The 15,704-nt window shown below is 46.4% G+C and carries 11 protein-coding genes; 10 read left to right on the top strand and 1 reads right to left on the bottom strand.

Annotated features, from left to right (window positions below; genetic code table 11):
• The first annotated feature begins 4 nt into the window (after nt 1-4).
• Complete coding sequence (gene accA / locus EST55_RS09730) at nt 5-961, top strand: acetyl-CoA carboxylase carboxyl transferase subunit alpha (protein ID WP_088767869.1); 957 nt, start codon at nt 5-7, stop codon at nt 959-961.
• 5 nt (nt 962-966) lie between these two features.
• A complete protein-coding gene (tilS, locus tag EST55_RS09725; protein ID WP_129497323.1) occupies nt 967-2,301 on the top strand; it encodes a tRNA lysidine(34) synthetase TilS in 1,335 nt (444 codons plus the stop codon).
• On the opposite strand, the gene EST55_RS09720 is transcribed toward tilS, so the two are convergent.
• On the bottom strand, nt 2,298-3,197 hold the full coding sequence (locus tag EST55_RS09720) for a GGDEF domain-containing protein (RefSeq protein WP_129497322.1): 900 nt from the start codon (nt 3,195-3,197) through the stop codon (nt 2,298-2,300). The two genes, tilS and EST55_RS09720, sit on opposite strands and share 4 nt — an antisense overlap.
• Before the next feature lie 159 nt (nt 3,198-3,356).
• Here EST55_RS09720 and EST55_RS09715 point away from each other — a divergent pair, with 159 nt between their 5' ends.
• The 8 genes from EST55_RS09715 to EST55_RS09680 all read left to right on the top strand — a co-directional run bounded on the left by EST55_RS09715 (nt 3,357) and on the right by EST55_RS09680 (nt 15,676).
• On the top strand, nt 3,357-5,324 hold the full coding sequence (locus EST55_RS09715) for a monovalent cation:proton antiporter family protein (protein WP_129497321.1): 1,968 nt from the start codon (nt 3,357-3,359) through the stop codon (nt 5,322-5,324).
• 140 nt (nt 5,325-5,464) lie between these two features.
• Entirely contained in the window at nt 5,465-6,694 is a 1,230-nt protein-coding gene (locus EST55_RS09710; RefSeq protein ID WP_100691820.1) for an efflux RND transporter periplasmic adaptor subunit, read from the top strand.
• 5 nt (nt 6,695-6,699) lie between these two features.
• A complete protein-coding gene (locus EST55_RS09705; RefSeq protein ID WP_100691821.1) occupies nt 6,700-9,876 on the top strand; it encodes an efflux RND transporter permease subunit in 3,177 nt (1,058 codons plus the stop codon).
• Nucleotides 9,877-9,998: 122 nt separating this feature from the next.
• A complete protein-coding gene (locus EST55_RS09700) occupies nt 9,999-10,712 on the top strand; it encodes a DUF599 domain-containing protein (RefSeq protein WP_129497320.1) in 714 nt (237 codons plus the stop codon).
• A 9-nt stretch (nt 10,713-10,721) separates the two neighbouring features.
• Entirely contained in the window at nt 10,722-11,753 is a 1,032-nt protein-coding gene (astE, locus tag EST55_RS09695; RefSeq protein ID WP_129497319.1) for a succinylglutamate desuccinylase, read from the top strand.
• Nucleotides 11,754-11,912: 159 nt separating this feature from the next.
• Nucleotides 11,913-13,100, top strand: a complete 1,188-nt coding sequence (locus tag EST55_RS09690; RefSeq protein ID WP_129497318.1) for a thiamine pyrophosphate-dependent dehydrogenase E1 component subunit alpha — start codon at nt 11,913-11,915, stop codon at nt 13,098-13,100.
• Entirely contained in the window at nt 13,100-14,077 is a 978-nt protein-coding gene (locus tag EST55_RS09685) for a transketolase C-terminal domain-containing protein (RefSeq protein ID WP_053952456.1), read from the top strand. The genes EST55_RS09690 and EST55_RS09685 overlap by 1 nt, the downstream gene beginning before the upstream one ends.
• A 12-nt stretch (nt 14,078-14,089) precedes the next feature.
• A complete protein-coding gene (locus tag EST55_RS09680) occupies nt 14,090-15,676 on the top strand; it encodes a dihydrolipoyllysine-residue acetyltransferase (protein WP_129497317.1) in 1,587 nt (528 codons plus the stop codon).
• The last annotated feature ends 28 nt before the right edge of the window (nt 15,677-15,704 follow it).

Here is a 15,704-nt window from a genome sequence, read left to right as displayed (position 1 = left end):
GCGAATGAGCCTTAATTTTCTGGATTTTGAACAGCCAATAGCTGAGCTCGAAGCGCAGATCGAAGAATTGAAGTCAGTCGGTAAGCGCGGCGAACTTGACATTAATATTGAAGAAGAAGTTCAGCGTTTAACAAAGAAGAGTCAGGAGCTCACAGAAAAAATCTTTTCTGATTTAGGCGCCTGGCAGGTTGCGCAGCTGGCTCGCCATCCATTACGACCGTATACACTCGATTACATTCGGATGATTTTTACCGAGTTTGATGAACTGGCGGGTGATAGAACGTTTGCGAATGACGAGGCTATTGTTGGCGGTATGGCGCGCCTTGATGGCACACCGGTGATGGTGATTGGCCAACAGAAAGGACGCGAGACCAAAGAAAAAATTCGCCGTAACTTTGGTATGCCAAAACCAGAAGGCTACCGTAAAGCGCTAAGATTAATGGAAACCGCTGAACGTTTTAATTTACCTATTATTACGTTCATCGACACCCCTGGAGCATACCCGGGCATTGGTGCCGAAGAGCGCGGACAAAGTGAAGCCATTGCTCGTAACCTGAAAGTAATGTCACGGCTTAATGTTCCGATTATCTGTACGGTAATTGGTGAGGGAGGCTCAGGTGGCGCATTAGCGATTGGTGTTGGCGATAAAGTGAATATGTTGCAGTACAGCACCTACTCGGTTATTTCACCCGAGGGTTGTGCGTCCATTTTATGGAAAAGTGCTAGTAAAGCGCCGTTAGCGGCAGAAGCCATGGGGGTTACTGCGCAGCGGAGTAAAGAGCTTGGCCTTATTGATGCTATTATCCCAGAGCCGTTGGGCGGTGCGCATCGCCACGCAGAGGAAATGGCGAGCCGTTTGAAGCAGCAACTGCTGTCAGACGTGAAATCATTGGAAGGACTGAGTAAGTCTGAACGTTTGGATCAGCGTTACAAAAAACTGATGTCGTTTGGGTACTGCTAAGCATAATGTCCACTGATGCGCTTTATGAGCGTTTCTTAAATGTTATTAACCGACTATCTCTGCACCCGGGGCAGCAAATTGTTGCTGCCTTAGGTGGTGGAGCCGACTCACAAACCATCCTCGATTTATTGATGCGCTTTCGGCGCGACAACCCACAGTACAATTACTTAGCTATTCATTTGGATCATAGCTTTCATCCAGACTCAGGCCGATGGTCAGACGTTATTCACGAAGCGGCAAAGGCTTATGGGGTTGATACCATTTTTGAGCCTCTTGAAGTCCCCATGAAAACTCGTGTGAGCAAAGAAGCTATTGGTCGAGAGCTTCGCTATAAGCGGTTGGCAGAGCTGACCGAATCGAATGCGGTGTTGCTGCTCGGGCAACATAAGAATGATCAAATAGAAACATTTTTGCTGCAATTAAAACGTGGTAGCGGCCCTAAGGGCTTAGCGTCTATGGCTGAGATTCAGCCCTGGGAAGGGGAACGAACTATTTGTCGACCGTTATTGAGTACCAGTAAAGAAGAAATTGTAGGGTACGCCCAGTCTAATCAGCTAACCTGGATTGAAGACGACACCAACTACGACACGACTATTGAGCGTAACTTCTTAAGGCATGACGTTATTCCTACATTAGAGAAACGCTGGCCACACTTTGGTATGAGTGTCATTCGTGCCGCCAGGCTGTGTGCCGAGCAGCAGGATGTCATGAATGAGTTGCTTCTGGAAAAGTTACAGGTGGCTCAGCAAGAGAAGTGCTCCGATTGTTTTCCTCTGAATATACTCGAAGACGCATCGGCGGCAATGCAACGTGCATTACTACGCACCTGGCTTCAAACGCTCGGCAAAAGTTTGCCGAGTTATGAGCAACTCGAGCAAATAAGGCGGCAAAGTTTGAACGTTCGTTCAGACAGTCAGTTGGAAATTAACTGCCAAGGCTATTGGGTTCGGTATTTTCAGAACGCTCTGTGGGTTGATGACGGTGCTCCGGAAGCTATTTCCGAAGTAACCATTTCCAAACCAGTGACAAATTTTGGCGAGTGGGGGAGTTTGCGGGTTCCAGAAAGTTTACTGGCGGAGTCGGAACGACTGACCATCAGTTGTATCCATCCGAAAAGCAGACTTGGCAAGCCTGGGCGGAACGGACGGAAAAAGTTAATAGACTGGCTGAAAGAAAGAGGTTTAGCGCCTTGGTTGAGGCAGCGGATGCCGGTTCTGCAATCTGGTGACCACTTTATTTGGACACCTGTCACAGGCTGGTTGAGCACGGATCCCGAAAGCCATAAACCGCCGGCGTTAATACCAAGCTGGGAAACGTCGCTACAATGGCTAAATGATTAGTTCACCCTAGATCGCAATGACTTTGCTTCGTACAAACGCTTATCCACTTCGTCCAGAACATCGTCTGCGGAGTGGAAGCTTTCCATCTGTATAGCGCCAGAGCTAAAAGCAACATTCAAAGACATCAGCTTTGAATCGCGACTAATCGCTTTCTTTAAACGCTCTATAATTTCGCTCACCTGGCTTTTGGGCGTATTTTCCAAAACCAAAACGAACTCATCTCCGCCGTAGCGAAAAACGCGATCGGTGTCTCTAAGTTGATGTTTGATAAGCTGAGCGAACTGCTGTAACACTTCATCACCCTGTTGATGACCAAAATTATCATTCACCTGTTTAAAGTTATCCATGTCGATAAGCACAATACTGACGTCTTTTTGAGGGTCGCGCTTAAGTTTGGCGGTGATATGTGCCAGAGTTTCATCGAGCAGAGAACGGTTGCCAACGCCGGTTAGATGGTCTTTAACAGCCGCCTGGCGCACTTTGGAATAAGCCATGGAATTGCGCAAAGGGAAAGTCAACTGTTTATGCATTTGCTCAAGGCGAAGTTTCACAGCGTACGACGCTGGCTGCTTGAACTGGTAAAGCATTTGGCCCAGGTATTGGTCGTCAGCGTAAAGCATGACAGCATATTCAAAGTGACTTTCGTCGTATTGACCACATAAGTTAATTACTTGATCATCGGAGACAAATTGCATCGCTTTGACCGGCATTCGCTCTAAAACGGCATGACTGTATATTGACAGCAAAGAGGTAATATCAAGCGTTGTCTGTAACTTCTCGCTCAACGACGATGAGTTTGCTTTAATATCGTCACTTGAGGTGAGTTGGCTGACCAACGCCTGAGTTTTGTTTATAGCAGAGTTTAAGCGATCTCTAATTACAGCTTTACCTAACATGTGCTTTTTGACTCCAATGAATTTTGTCTGAATATCGTTAAGCAAAATTCAAGCCACTATTAAAAACTACAATTAAAACAATTGGTTATAAAGTGAGTTTTTCTGAAACAAAACAGTGTTAATATTTTGACAGCAATACTTAAGACAAAGAGGGACTGAATGAACGGGACGTTTTCCAGCTTATTGATGTTACTGGCGGTAGCGGTAGTGCTTGTATGGCTCTTCCGAAGAGTAAAGCTACCCGCAATACTGGCGTATCTGGTGGCTGGAATTATTGCCGGACCGGAAATCATGGGTTGGATTAAAGATCCTGACGATTACCACCTGGTTGCAGAGTTGGGTATTGTTTTCCTGCTGTTCTCTCTTGGTTTGGAATTTTCCTTGCCCAAAATGATGGCAATGCGTCGCTGGGTATTTGGCTTAGGTGCAGCACAGGTCATTGGCTCGTTACTTGTGTTTATGCTTATCGGCTTCCTTTGGCTTGGTGAGTGGGCGGCGTCACTCGCGATTGCTGGGGCACTGGCGTTGTCATCGACTGCCGTGGTTATCAAGCAGCTAAAAGAAAGCGCACAAACCGCAACTCGCCGAGGACAAATGACGGTAGCCATTTTGCTGTTTCAGGACATCGCGGTTGTTCCGTTACTGATTGTTATTCCATTGCTGGCGTCAGATTCAGGCAGTATCGGTTATACGTTACTCCTGGCCTTAGCCAAAGGTACCGCCGTTATCGCTGTACTTATGGCTGTGGGTAAATGGGTACTACCGTACTTATTTAAAGAAATAGCCAAGCAAAGAACCGACGAGCTGTTTGTACTGGCAACCTTGTTGGTCGCATTGGTTGCCGGTGGTATGACGCATTTATTTGGCTTGTCGATGGCGCTTGGCGCGTTTTTGGCCGGTATGATGCTGGGCGAGAGTCAATACAAACATCAGTTAGAGGCTGATATTAGGCCGTTCCGCGACATTCTAATGGGCTTGTTTTTCACCACCATAGGCATGCAGTTACAGTTGGATGGCTTTGTAAACAACCTGCACTGGATCTTACTGGCAGTTTTGATCATGTCTATTGTTAAAATTGCCATTATCAGTTCCGTTGCGAGACTGATGGGGGAGCGAGATACTGACTCCTGGGGTAGTGCGATATCGCTGTTTCAAATGGGCGAATTTGGCTTTGTTATTGTGGCTTTGGCTAATAATCACAATCTCTTGTCGCCGGAAATTGTTACCAGCATGATAGGTATTGGTGTGTTTAGTATGGCGATAACGCCAATCATTATTCACCGCCTCAAGCCTTTAGTCGATGCAGTTATTCGTACACCTGACCCTATTGAGCAAATAGAAAGTCAGCGTACCCCAAAAGGGGACGGACTGGAAAATCAGGTACTTATTTGTGGTTTCGGGCGCACAGGGCAAACCATCAGTCGTTTCTTGGATGCCGAAGGTATTACACACATTGCCGTTGATAACGATCCGTTACGTGTCCAGGAAGCAGTTGCTGGCGGTGCACGTGTTTACTTTGGTGACAGTGCTCGCAAAGACATATTAAGGGCGGTTGGCGCTGAGAAAGTTGACTTGGTTATTATCAGTTTTGCAGATGATGTGCGAGCAATAGAGGTATTAAAAGAGCTGCGGTTACTCAATCCGAATGCCTATGTCATTGTGCGTAGTAGAGACGACCATAACTTAAGTGTCTTACAAAATGCTGGCGCTTCTCAGGTGGTTCCGGACACACTCGAAGCCAGTTTAATGCTTATTTCTCATGTATTAAGCCACAGTGGCATCCCTATTCGCCGTATTTTGGCGCGTCTGGATAAAGAGCGTCGTAATCATTACGGGGAAATGCACGGATTTTTCCAGGGTTCAGAAACTGATATGGGTCCTGAAATGGTGGATAAACTGGAGTTCTTGCGCGCGGTAACGTTACCTGAGGGCGCTTGGGCGAACGGCAAAACAGTCGCATCTCTAAATTGGGAAGAGCATAATGTTCAGCTTAAAGCGATACGCCGGGACGATGAAGAGTATCCTAACCCGGACGATGCCACCGAATTTGAACCTCAAGACGTGGTTCTGTTAGTCGGAAAACCGCGCTATGTAGAGGCTGCGGAGCGTTGGTTATTGGAGGGATAACTTAGTTTTGTAATAGTCCGTTACAACTTATTAGGGAAAAATCACAGTTCGCAACAGTTAAGGTCTAACAATTTACATTTGTTAGGTTGATAATAACACTATAAGAAATCTTAAAATTAACTAAAGCTGAGCGAACTGTGATGAAACTAAAAAAACGCGCTTTTATACCACCTCTCATTATTCTTTTGGCAATCTTGCTTGCCGTGTTAGCGAGCATGGCTGCTAAACCACCAGAGAAGAAACAACAGCAGAAGCCTGCGGCTATGGTCGAGGTGAAGGAAGTTACTCCGCGAGACATGACCTTCCTGGTTGATTCTCAGGGGACTGCTGTGCCGAAGCATTCCACGACTTTAGTTGCTGAAGTTAGCGGCCAAATTATTAGTGTTTCTGATAAATACAATGCTGGCGGCTTTTTCAAAAAAGGGGATGCGCTGCTCCAAATTGATCCGTCTGACTATGAAGTTGCGGTTCAACAAGCTCGAGCTCAGTTACTTCAAGCTCAGGCCGCTCTCGAGGAAGAAAAAGCTCGAGCTCGAGTGGCTGAGGAAGAGTGGGCGCAATTTAAAGAGGGTGAAGCCCCGGCTCTGGGATTACGCAAACCTCAATTAGCCAGTGCCTTAGCAGCGCTAGAGTCAGCGGAAGCTAACCTGGCTATGGCAGAACGGAACTTAGAACGTACTACAATACGTGCACCTTATGACAGCGTCTTAAGAAGCAAGCAAGCAGACTTAGGGCAGTTTGTCGGTGCCGGTTCGCAAATCGCAACCTTGTATGGAACGGAAGTGGCCGAAGTACGTCTGCCATTAAGCGACCTAGACATTACTTATTTGAACTTGCCAGGTGAGTCTAACACTGAGCCGAAAGTCCTTTTGGAGTCTCAAGTATCTGGTGTCGATACTCAGTGGTTGGGTAGTTTGGTTAGAACCGAGGGCGTTTTGGATGAAGCGAGCCGAGTTATTTATGGTGTTGTAGAAGTAAAAGACCCTTATAACCTTAATGGTGAAACACACAAAGAACCTTTGCGCTTTGGTCGATTTGTTCAGGCTCAGGTAGAAGGGCAAAAGGTCAGTGGGGTTATGGAAGTTCCAACTTATGCGATTAACCCTGATGGCTCAGTATGGACCGTTGGTGAAGAACGTAAGCTTAAGAAAAAAGCGGTTGAAGTAGTGCGTACTCAAGCAAACACAAGCATTGTCAGTGATGGCCTGGAAAGCGGGGATTTGGTTGTTCTTACGCAATTGAAGAATGCACTGAACGGAATGAAAGTTCGTCTACCCGGTGATCCACTTCCTGAGCAGATGGAAACGGTAACTGAAAATGATGGGCAGGGTGAGCAAGTCGCCGACACTGCTAATAGTGAGAGTGAGTAAGCATTATGTCCATAGATACTCGTAAAGGAATAATTTCTTGGTTTGCACGTAATACCGTTGCTGCAAACTTATTAATGATTCTTATTCTGGTCGCAGGCGCAATGTCGGTTTTTTCTGTGCGCAAGCAGATGTTTCCGGAAATAGAGCTGAATATCATCAGTATTCAAGTGCCATTCCCCGGTGCCGCACCTCAGGAAGTTGAGCAGGGCGTTATTATGCTCATCGAAGATGCCATTGAGGACGTTGACGGTATTGAGGAAATGACGTCGCGTTCGCAAGAGGGTATTGGTAGCGTGACTTTAGAAGTTGAACCTGACTACGATGTCCAGGTTGTAATGGATGAAGTCAAAATGCTTGTTGACGCCATTCCAAACTTTCCGCAGCAGATAGAAAAGCCGAATATTTATCGTGTCAGACCGAATCGGGAAGTCATTTGGATGACGGTTTACGGCGATGTTAATGAGCGGACTCGAAAAGAATTGGCGAAAAGCATTCGTGATGAGTTAAAAACGGTCGGCGGCATTACTAAAGTGGACGTGATTGGTGCACGTGACTACGAAATTTCTATTCAAATCTCTCAGCAGGATCTCGAGCGTTATAATTTGACGTTCCAGCAAATTGTTAATGCGGTTCGAGGTACCTCTATTGATGTGGCTGGTGGTTCTATCAAGACACCTAACGGCGATATTTTACTCCGGGCTAATAACCAAGCTTATCAAGGTGGTGAGTTTGAGAAGATTGTATTGATTAGCCGCCCTGACGGAACTCGATTAACCTTAGGTGACATAGCGAAAGTTGAAGATGGCTTTGTTGAAACTGAAGCATTTACTCGCTTTGACGGTAAGCCTGCGACGTTTATTCGTGTTAATTCTGTAGGTGATCAAAACGACTTAAAAATTGCAGAATATGTTCGTAACTACGTTGATAGAAAACAACAGGAACTGCCTGATGAAGTTAAGTTAGCACAGTGGGGAGACTCTTCGTATTACCTGCAAGGGCGTCTGGACCTCATGCTAAATAACATGTGGATGGGCGGCTTATTAGTCTTCTTGATGTTGTCTTTATTCCTTCAATTGCGTTTGGCTTTCTGGGTCATGCTGGGAATACCTGTATGCTTCCTTGGGACTATCGCAATGATGCCGTTACCCATGTTTGATATTTCTATCAACATGATTTCGTTATTCGGTTTCATATTGGTGTTAGGTATAGTGGTTGATGACGCCATTGTTATAGGCGAAAGTGCGTATACCGAAATCGAAGAAAAGGGTAAGTCGGTCGATAACGTAGTTGCCGGTGCGAAGCGTGTTGCTATGCCGGCAACCTTTGGTGTTTTAACAACCATGGTGGCATTTATTCCAATGCTGATGGTTGACGGTGGTATGGGGGCTATCTGGGAGTCTATCGCCTGGGTGGTTATTTTGTGTCTGGCATTCTCTTTGGTTGAGTCAAAACTGATTCTGCCAGCGCACATTGCCAACATGAAATATTCAAAAACGGAAACTGAAAAGCCGAACGCGTTTCAGCGCTTCCGTAACGGTTTTGCCAATACCGTACAACGCTTTGTCACCAATAAATACCGACCGTTTTTGAAGAAATGTCTGCATTATCGATACACAACCCTGGCAACGTTTGTCGCTATGCTCATTTTAATGGTCGGGCTTATTAGTGGCGGTATTGTGCGTTGGGTGTTTTTCCCTGATATTCCAAGTGATTTCATTCGCGCCAATGTTGAAATGCAACCCGGAACCTCAGAAGAGCGGACTATTGAAGTTCTGACCGAAGTATCTGCGGCACTTAATAAAGTGGATGAAAAAGCCGAAGAGGCTGAAGGTGAAGGTGTTGTTCGACATACGAATATTTGGATGAACGGAACGGTCGCCGGGACAGTGTTTGCGGAACTGAAAAAGGGAGAAGAACGTAACATCGATGGCTACGAAATCGTTAATCAGTGGCGTGAGAAAGTTCCTGAATTAGCAGGTGTCCGAACCATTAACTTCCAAGGTGGTATTGGTGGCGGCAGTGGCTTTGATCTTGAGTTCCAGCTGGTTGGTGATGACTTAAATGAACTTAAGGCTGCAGCCGATGATTTAAAGGTGGTTTTAAGTGAATACGATGGCGTCTTTGACATTGAGGACACCTTTGGTGATGGCAAAGATGAGATTCTTGTTACCACTAAGCCGTTGGCTAATGCGATGGGAATCAACCTTGCTGAACTGGCTACTCAGGTTCGTTATGCGTTTTACGGAGCAGAAGCTCAGCGTATTCAGCGAGGCGACGAAGAAGTCAAAGTAATGGTGCGTTATCCAGAGTCACAACGACAGTCAGTTGGAAACCTTCAGGATATGAAGCTTCGTACTGCAGATGGTGCAGAAATTCCATTTACAGAACTGGCTAATATCGAGTTTGCTGAAGGCTACTCAACCATTACCCGAATTGATCGCGAGCGCTCTGTGAATGTCAGAGCTAGAGTAGATAAAGAATCAGTCGAGCCGTTTCGTATCGTTAAAGAAGTTCGTGAGCAGAAAATTCAGACCATTCTGGATAAGTACCCGAGTGTTGGCTTCCAACTTCAGGGCGCGACGCAGGATGAAGCGGAAGCAACCGGCTCTTTGGCTATTGGTGGATTACTCGCTATGCTTGCTGTCTATGCATTGATGGCGATTCCGCTGAAATCATATAGTCAGCCACTTATTATAATGTCAGTTATTCCGTTCGGTATTATCGGTGCCGTATTAGGGCACTGGGTATTGGGTATGCCTGTAAGTATCTTAAGTTTATTTGGTATTATTGCCCTGGCTGGTGTTGTTGTTAACGACTCATTAGTAATGGTTGACTACGTAAACAGAGCCCGGGCTGCTGGTACGGACCTGCGTCATGCGGTACTGGACGCCGGTTGCCGACGCTTCCGTGCTATAACCCTGACGTCATTAACGACATTCTTCGGTTTATTACCAATAGTACTGGAAAAGAGTCTGCAGGCTAAAATTGTCATTCCAATGGCAATATCACTGGCGTTCGGTATTATTTTTGCGACGATTATCACGCTCTTATTAATACCATGTTTGTACCTGATATTGGCTGATGCAAAACGCAATACTCAGTCGTTCTTGTCCTGGTATGGTCTGGCGAAGCCGCCTGAGCCTAAAGACATGACCACAGAGGAAGCATTGAAAGACTATTAATGTTAAGTCATAGGAACACAAAGCCGGGGCAAAATGCGCCGGCTTTGTCGTATGTGCTGTCATAAACTGGTAAACTTGATGCTATAACTTTAAGACATTATTTGAGGCTTCGGGTCATTCACATGTTGCTGTCACTCCTCGATATTTTTGCATTGGCTTTGTTCTTCTTTTGCTGGATAGGCTACTCTCTTTTTGCCCGTAAGCGCGCTAAAACCACCCACTGCCTCTCGAGTATTTTATGCTCTCTGCGAATTGACTGGTTTACGACGGTTGTAAATAAGGAAAACCAAGTTGCCGACGCTTCCCTTATTGGTAATGTTGAACGTACGGTGACTTTTTTCGCTTCCTCTACTGTGCTTGTACTGGCTGGTGTGATTACCGTGCTGGCTCATGCTGAGGAAGTCGTGACGGTTCTAAACGAAATTCCGTTGAGCCCGAACACGAATGCGCTATTGGTTCAATTTAAACTGGCTGTGCTGGCGCTCATATTTGTGTATGCGTTTTTCAAATTTACCTGGTCTATTAGGCAGTTTGGTTTTGTATCAGTGCTACTGGGCGCATCGGTTGAGTATCACAAAGAGAATAAAACGCAGGAAGAGCGAGATCGTTTTGCCCGCCACGCGGCAAAAGTATTGGATCAGTCGGGACATGAGTACAATAAGGGGTTGCGTACGTATTACTTTGCATTGGCCTATTTGTCGTGGTTTTTGCATCCGGCAATGTTAGTCATTTCAAGTCTCATTGTTGTTGCTGTTTTATATCGTCGTGAGTATCGCTCTCGAGTTCTGCGTGAGTTGTTAGCAACAAAAGGCTTTGTACCCGGGAAAAAATCATAGGAGTTTGGTTTGAATAAGGCATTTCAGGACTTTTTAGGTTGGACCTGCGCCAATGAATGGGGCAGTGAAGAGACTCAGAAAAAAACATTGAATAACGGTGTCACCCTGTCCATATGGGACAGCGGTGTTTTAGAAGTTACGCCACCAAAGCCCGGGAAAAAAGATATTGTCTTATCTTGTGCTGTACATGGTAATGAAACCGCGCCTATTGAGATATGCCGCGATATTATTCATGACATTATCACCGAAAAGCAGACAGTCGCTCATAGAACCTTATTTTTGATTGCGAATCCGGCATCTATTAATAAAGGTGAACGCTTCGTTGAAGAAAACATGAATCGGTTGTTCAGTGGGGCTCATAGCAACGGTAAGGCGTACAACAAAGAGCGCGAGCGCGCGGCTAAAATTGAACAGTATGTAAGACGCTTTTATGAAACTGCCCCAGAGGGCGAGCGAGAGCGTTTACACTATGACTTGCACACTGCCATACGTGACTCAAAACGTGAAAAATTCGCTGTTTATCCATTTACTCATGGGAAACCGTACAACAAGCATCAGCTTCAATTCCTATTAGCGTGTGGTGTCGATACTGTGTTGTTAAATCAAGCACCGACAACCACGTTCTCATACTTCAGCGTGAATGAATTTAACGCGCACGCGTTTACCGTTGAGTTGGGTAAAGTACGCCCGTTTGGCGAGAATGACCGTTCGAAGTTCGCTGCCGCAGAGCAAACGCTACGTCGATTAATTAGCGAAGACTTGCTTGACTTTGGCCCGTTCGATCCTAATAAACATTTTATCTTTAAAGAAGCTCAGACAATTAATCGCATGAATGAAGATTTTGAGCTTAACTTTGCAGACGATGTGGCTAACTTTACGTCTTTTGATAAGGGCGACTTACTGGCGCGAGACGGGCATGAAAACCTTTACGCACAGCATGACGGCGAACATATTATTTTCCCGAACGCTAAGGTTGCTTTGGGACAAAGAGCCTTACTGACTGTCGTGAGAGTACCGACAGAATCACTCGAATTGAAGTAGCCTAAACTGGTCTAAGTAGTCAGGCTTTATTGTTAATCCTGTTCGTTTCTATTTACACTTACTGCGTTAACTTTTCGTTAGTTTGTGGTTTGCATGTCACTTTACGTAAAGGTAAAGTAGCGGCAAATTTCACCCAGCTTGCAACCGAAAGAGAAGGTTATGGCAAAGGATAAAAAACACAACACAGAGATTGTGACTAAGCCGCAATGGTTTGACGGTGGGTCGGTCACAATTCCGATGCTACAGATCCTCAAAGAGGACGGTAGCTTCCATAAAGGCGCTGACATGCCTGAGTACGATAAAGACCTTATCGTTAAAATTCACGACACCATGCAGTTCATTCGTACGTTGGACGAGCGCATGATTGCCGCGCAGCGTCAGGGGCGTATTAGCTTCTACCTGGCTTCGCGTGGTGAAGAGGCTGAAAGTGTCGCTTCTGCGGCCGCATTAGATGACGGCGATATGATCATGGGGCAGTATCGCGAGCAGGGTGCGTTGGCGTACCGTGGCTTTACCGTTGAGCAGTTCATGAACCAGTTATTCTCGAACGAAAAAGACTTAGGTAAAGGTCGCCAAATGCCGGTTCACTATGGCTGTGCTGACTTAAACTTTATGACCATTTCTTCGCCGCTGGGTACACAAATACCACAAGCGACCGGTTATGCGTTCGGGCAGAAGATGGATAAAACCGGCAAGTGTACCATTTGCTATTTCGGCGAAGGTGCTGCTTCTGAGGGTGACTTCCACGCTGCTTTGAACATGGCATCGGTTTACAAAGTGCCGGTTATTTTCTTCTGTCGTAACAATGGTTACGCCATTTCAACGCCGTCGCAAGGCGAGCAGTATGGCGGTGACGGCATTGCGCCACGCGGTATTGGTTATGGCATGAAAACCATCCGTATCGATGGTAACGACGTGTTTGCCGTACTAAGAGCGACACAAGAAGCACGTCGCTTAGCGGTGGAAGAAAACGAACCTGTACTGATTGAAGCCATGTCTTATCGTATGTCGGGTCACTCGACGTCGGACGACCCAACGGGCTATCGTACGCGCGAAGAAGAAGACGACTGGAAAGTAAAAGATCCGCTTGATCGTCTGCAAAAATGGATGATGAACGAAGGCTGGTTGGATAAAGACCATGTTGAAGAGCATCATGCAGAAGTCAAAGCGAAGGTTCTGGCGGCATTAAAAGAAGCCGAAAAAGTACCTGCGCCACATATCGATGAACTGATTAATGACGTATATGACGAACCGACACCATTGCTGAAAGAGCAATTGGAAGAGTTGAAAGAGCATATCCGTAAATATCCGGATGCGTATCCGAAAACGTCAGGGAGAATCGACTAATGGCTAAAATGAATTTATTACAAGCCATCAACAGCGCACTCGACCTGGCGATGGCCAAACACGACAATGTTTACAGCTTTGGTGAAGACACTGGTGGCTTTGGTGGCGTATTCCGCGCAACCTCAGGTTTGACCGAAAAATACGGCAAGCACCGCAACTTTAATACACCACTGGTTGAGCAGGGCATCATTGGCTTTGCTAACGGTCTGGCTTCACAAGGTAGCTATGCAGTTGCTGAAATTCAGTTTGGTGACTATATATTCCCGGCATTTGACCAAATCGTTAACGAGTCGGCTAAGTTCCGTTATCGCTCAGGTAACGAATTTGATGTAGGCGGCTTAACCATTCGTACGCCATACGGTGGCGGTATTGCTGGTGGTCACTATCACTCGCAGTCGCCGGAAGCGTATTTTGCGCACACCCCGGGTATGAAAATTGTGACGCCGCGTAATCCATACGAAGCTAAGGGTCTATTACTGAGCGCCATTTTTGATAAAAACCCGGTGTTATTTATGGAGCCGAAGCGCCTGTATCGTGCATCGACGGGTGAGGTTCCTGAAGAAGAGTATACCATTCCATTAGGCAAAGCCGACGTCGTTAAAGAAGGTACGGATATTACCGTACTGGGCTGGGGCGCACAGATGGAAATGACCGAGAAAGCGGTCGAGAAAGCCGAAGAAGACGGTGTGTCTTGTGAAGTGATCGACTTACGGACGATTTTGCCGTGGGACGTTGAAACAGTCACTCAGTCGGTACTGAAAACCGGACGCTTAGTGATTTCGCAGGAAGCTCCAATCACCGGTGGTTTTGCCAGTGAAATAGCGGCGACTGTTCAGGATAAGTGCTTCCTTTACCTTGAATCGCCGATCGCGCGTGTATCAGGTATTGATGTACCGTATCCGTTGTGTCACGAGAAAGAGTATATGGCTGATCATTTGAAGATCTACGAAGCCATCAAACGCTCAATGAACTACTAAGGACCCATCGACATGAGTAAAGATTTTATTCTGCCCGATATCGGCGAAGGGATCGTAGAGTGCGAAATCGTTGAGTGGCTGGTAGCCGAAGGCGACGAAGTTAAAGAAGATCAGCCCGTTGTTGAGGTCATGACTGACAAAGCCATGGTTGAGATACCGGCGAAAGACGACGGTGTGGTTGAAAAGCTGTATTACCAAAAAGGCGATATTGCTAAAGTCCACGAGCCGTTATTCCGCATTAATGCTGCGGGCGATTCAAGCGAAGCTGCTGAAGAAAAAACGGCTGAGAAAGAAGCGCCAAAATCTGACAGTAAGCCAGATAGTAACCAAGCAGCTGGCGGTGGAACCACTGACTTTATTTTACCGGATATCGGTGAAGGTATTGTTGAGTGTGAAATCGTTGAGTGGTTGGTTGCTGAAGGCGATGAAGTGAAAGAAGACCAACCAGTGGTTGAGGTTATGACCGATAAAGCCACGGTTGAAATTCCAGCGAAAGATGACGGTAAAGTCGTTAAGCTGTACCACAAAAAAGGCGATATCGCCGAAGTACATAAGCCTTTATTTGCCTTGCAGCCAGCCGGCGGCGTTCAGGCTTCAGGCTCCGGCGAGACTGCTTCAGGCAGCGCTTCGCAAAACAATGCAGAGTCTAAGCCGCAGGCAGCTACAAAAGCAGAAGCTGAGCCACCTGCGAAAGCACGCCAGGGTAAAGCGATTGCCAGTCCGGCAGTACGTCGCTTAGCTCGCGAGAATGACATTAATATCGCTGACGTTTCTGGCTCTGGTAAGAAAGGTCGTGTCTTGAAAAAAGACATTGAAGCCTTCAAGTCGGGTGGTCAAAGTGCTGCAACCAGCACGGACAGCAAGCCGACTCAGCAGCCAGCAGCGACTAGCGGCGGTACGCGCACTGAAGCTATTCGTGGCGTAAAAGCGGCTATGGCTAAGCAAATGATGAACTCGGTCAGCACCATTCCTCACTTCACTTATGCCGATGAGTTCGACGTTACGAACCTGATTGCGCTGCGTGAAAAGTTGAAAGAGCAATACAAAGAAAAAGGCGTACGCTTAACTGTCATGCCGTTCTTTATTAAAGCTTTGTCGCTGGCACTAAAAGAGTTTCCGGTAATGAATGCGCAGGTGAACGAAGACTGCACTGAAATTACTTACTTTGATGACCACAATATCGGCATGGCAGTCGATACCAAAATTGGTTTGTTAGTACCTAACGTAAAGCAGGTACAGAACAAGAGTATTATCGATGTGGCCAACGAAGTGACTCGTCTGACTCAAGCTGCTCGAGAAGGCAAAGTGCCTCAGGCTGATATGAAAGGCGGTACTATTAGCATTTCGAACATTGGTGTTATCGGCGGTACGGTGGCAACACCTATCATTAATAAGCCGGAAGCCGCCATTGTTGCCTTAGGCAAAGTGCAGGAATTACCGCGTTTTGACGAAAGCGGCAACGTGGTAGCTCGTAAGATAATGACGGTAAGCTGGTCAGGCGACCATCGTATTATCGACGGCGGTACCATAGCCCGCTTCAACAAACTCTGGCAGGAATACCTCGAAGACCCAACCAGCATGTTGGTTAACATGGTCTGAGATAACGGAAGAGCCAGAAACTAAGAGT

The organism is Idiomarina sp. 29L, assembly GCF_004123135.1.
Classification (GTDB): domain Bacteria; phylum Pseudomonadota; class Gammaproteobacteria; order Enterobacterales; family Alteromonadaceae; genus Idiomarina.
The sequence above is the reverse complement of the archived record's forward strand: the minus strand, read 5'-3'. Positions and strand labels throughout refer to the sequence as shown.

What these genes read in the sequence shown, in the direction of transcription:
- accA (WP_088767869.1), top strand. Translation starts at nt 5, where the DNA reads ATGAGCCTTAATTTTCTGGATTTTGAACAGCCAATAGCTGAGCTCGAA.
- tilS (WP_129497323.1), top strand. Translation starts at nt 967, where the DNA reads ATGTCCACTGATGCGCTTTATGAGCGTTTCTTAAATGTTATTAACCGA.
- EST55_RS09720 (WP_129497322.1), bottom strand. Translation starts at nt 3,197, where the DNA reads ATGTTAGGTAAAGCTGTAATTAGAGATCGCTTAAACTCTGCTATAAAC.
- EST55_RS09715 (WP_129497321.1), top strand. Translation starts at nt 3,357, where the DNA reads ATGAACGGGACGTTTTCCAGCTTATTGATGTTACTGGCGGTAGCGGTA.
- EST55_RS09710 (WP_100691820.1), top strand. Translation starts at nt 5,465, where the DNA reads ATGAAACTAAAAAAACGCGCTTTTATACCACCTCTCATTATTCTTTTG.
- EST55_RS09705 (WP_100691821.1), top strand. Translation starts at nt 6,700, where the DNA reads ATGTCCATAGATACTCGTAAAGGAATAATTTCTTGGTTTGCACGTAAT.
- EST55_RS09700 (WP_129497320.1), top strand. Translation starts at nt 9,999, where the DNA reads ATGTTGCTGTCACTCCTCGATATTTTTGCATTGGCTTTGTTCTTCTTT.
- EST55_RS09690 (WP_129497318.1), top strand. Translation starts at nt 11,913, where the DNA reads ATGGCAAAGGATAAAAAACACAACACAGAGATTGTGACTAAGCCGCAA.
- EST55_RS09685 (WP_053952456.1), top strand. Translation starts at nt 13,100, where the DNA reads ATGGCTAAAATGAATTTATTACAAGCCATCAACAGCGCACTCGACCTG.
- EST55_RS09680 (WP_129497317.1), top strand. Translation starts at nt 14,090, where the DNA reads ATGAGTAAAGATTTTATTCTGCCCGATATCGGCGAAGGGATCGTAGAG.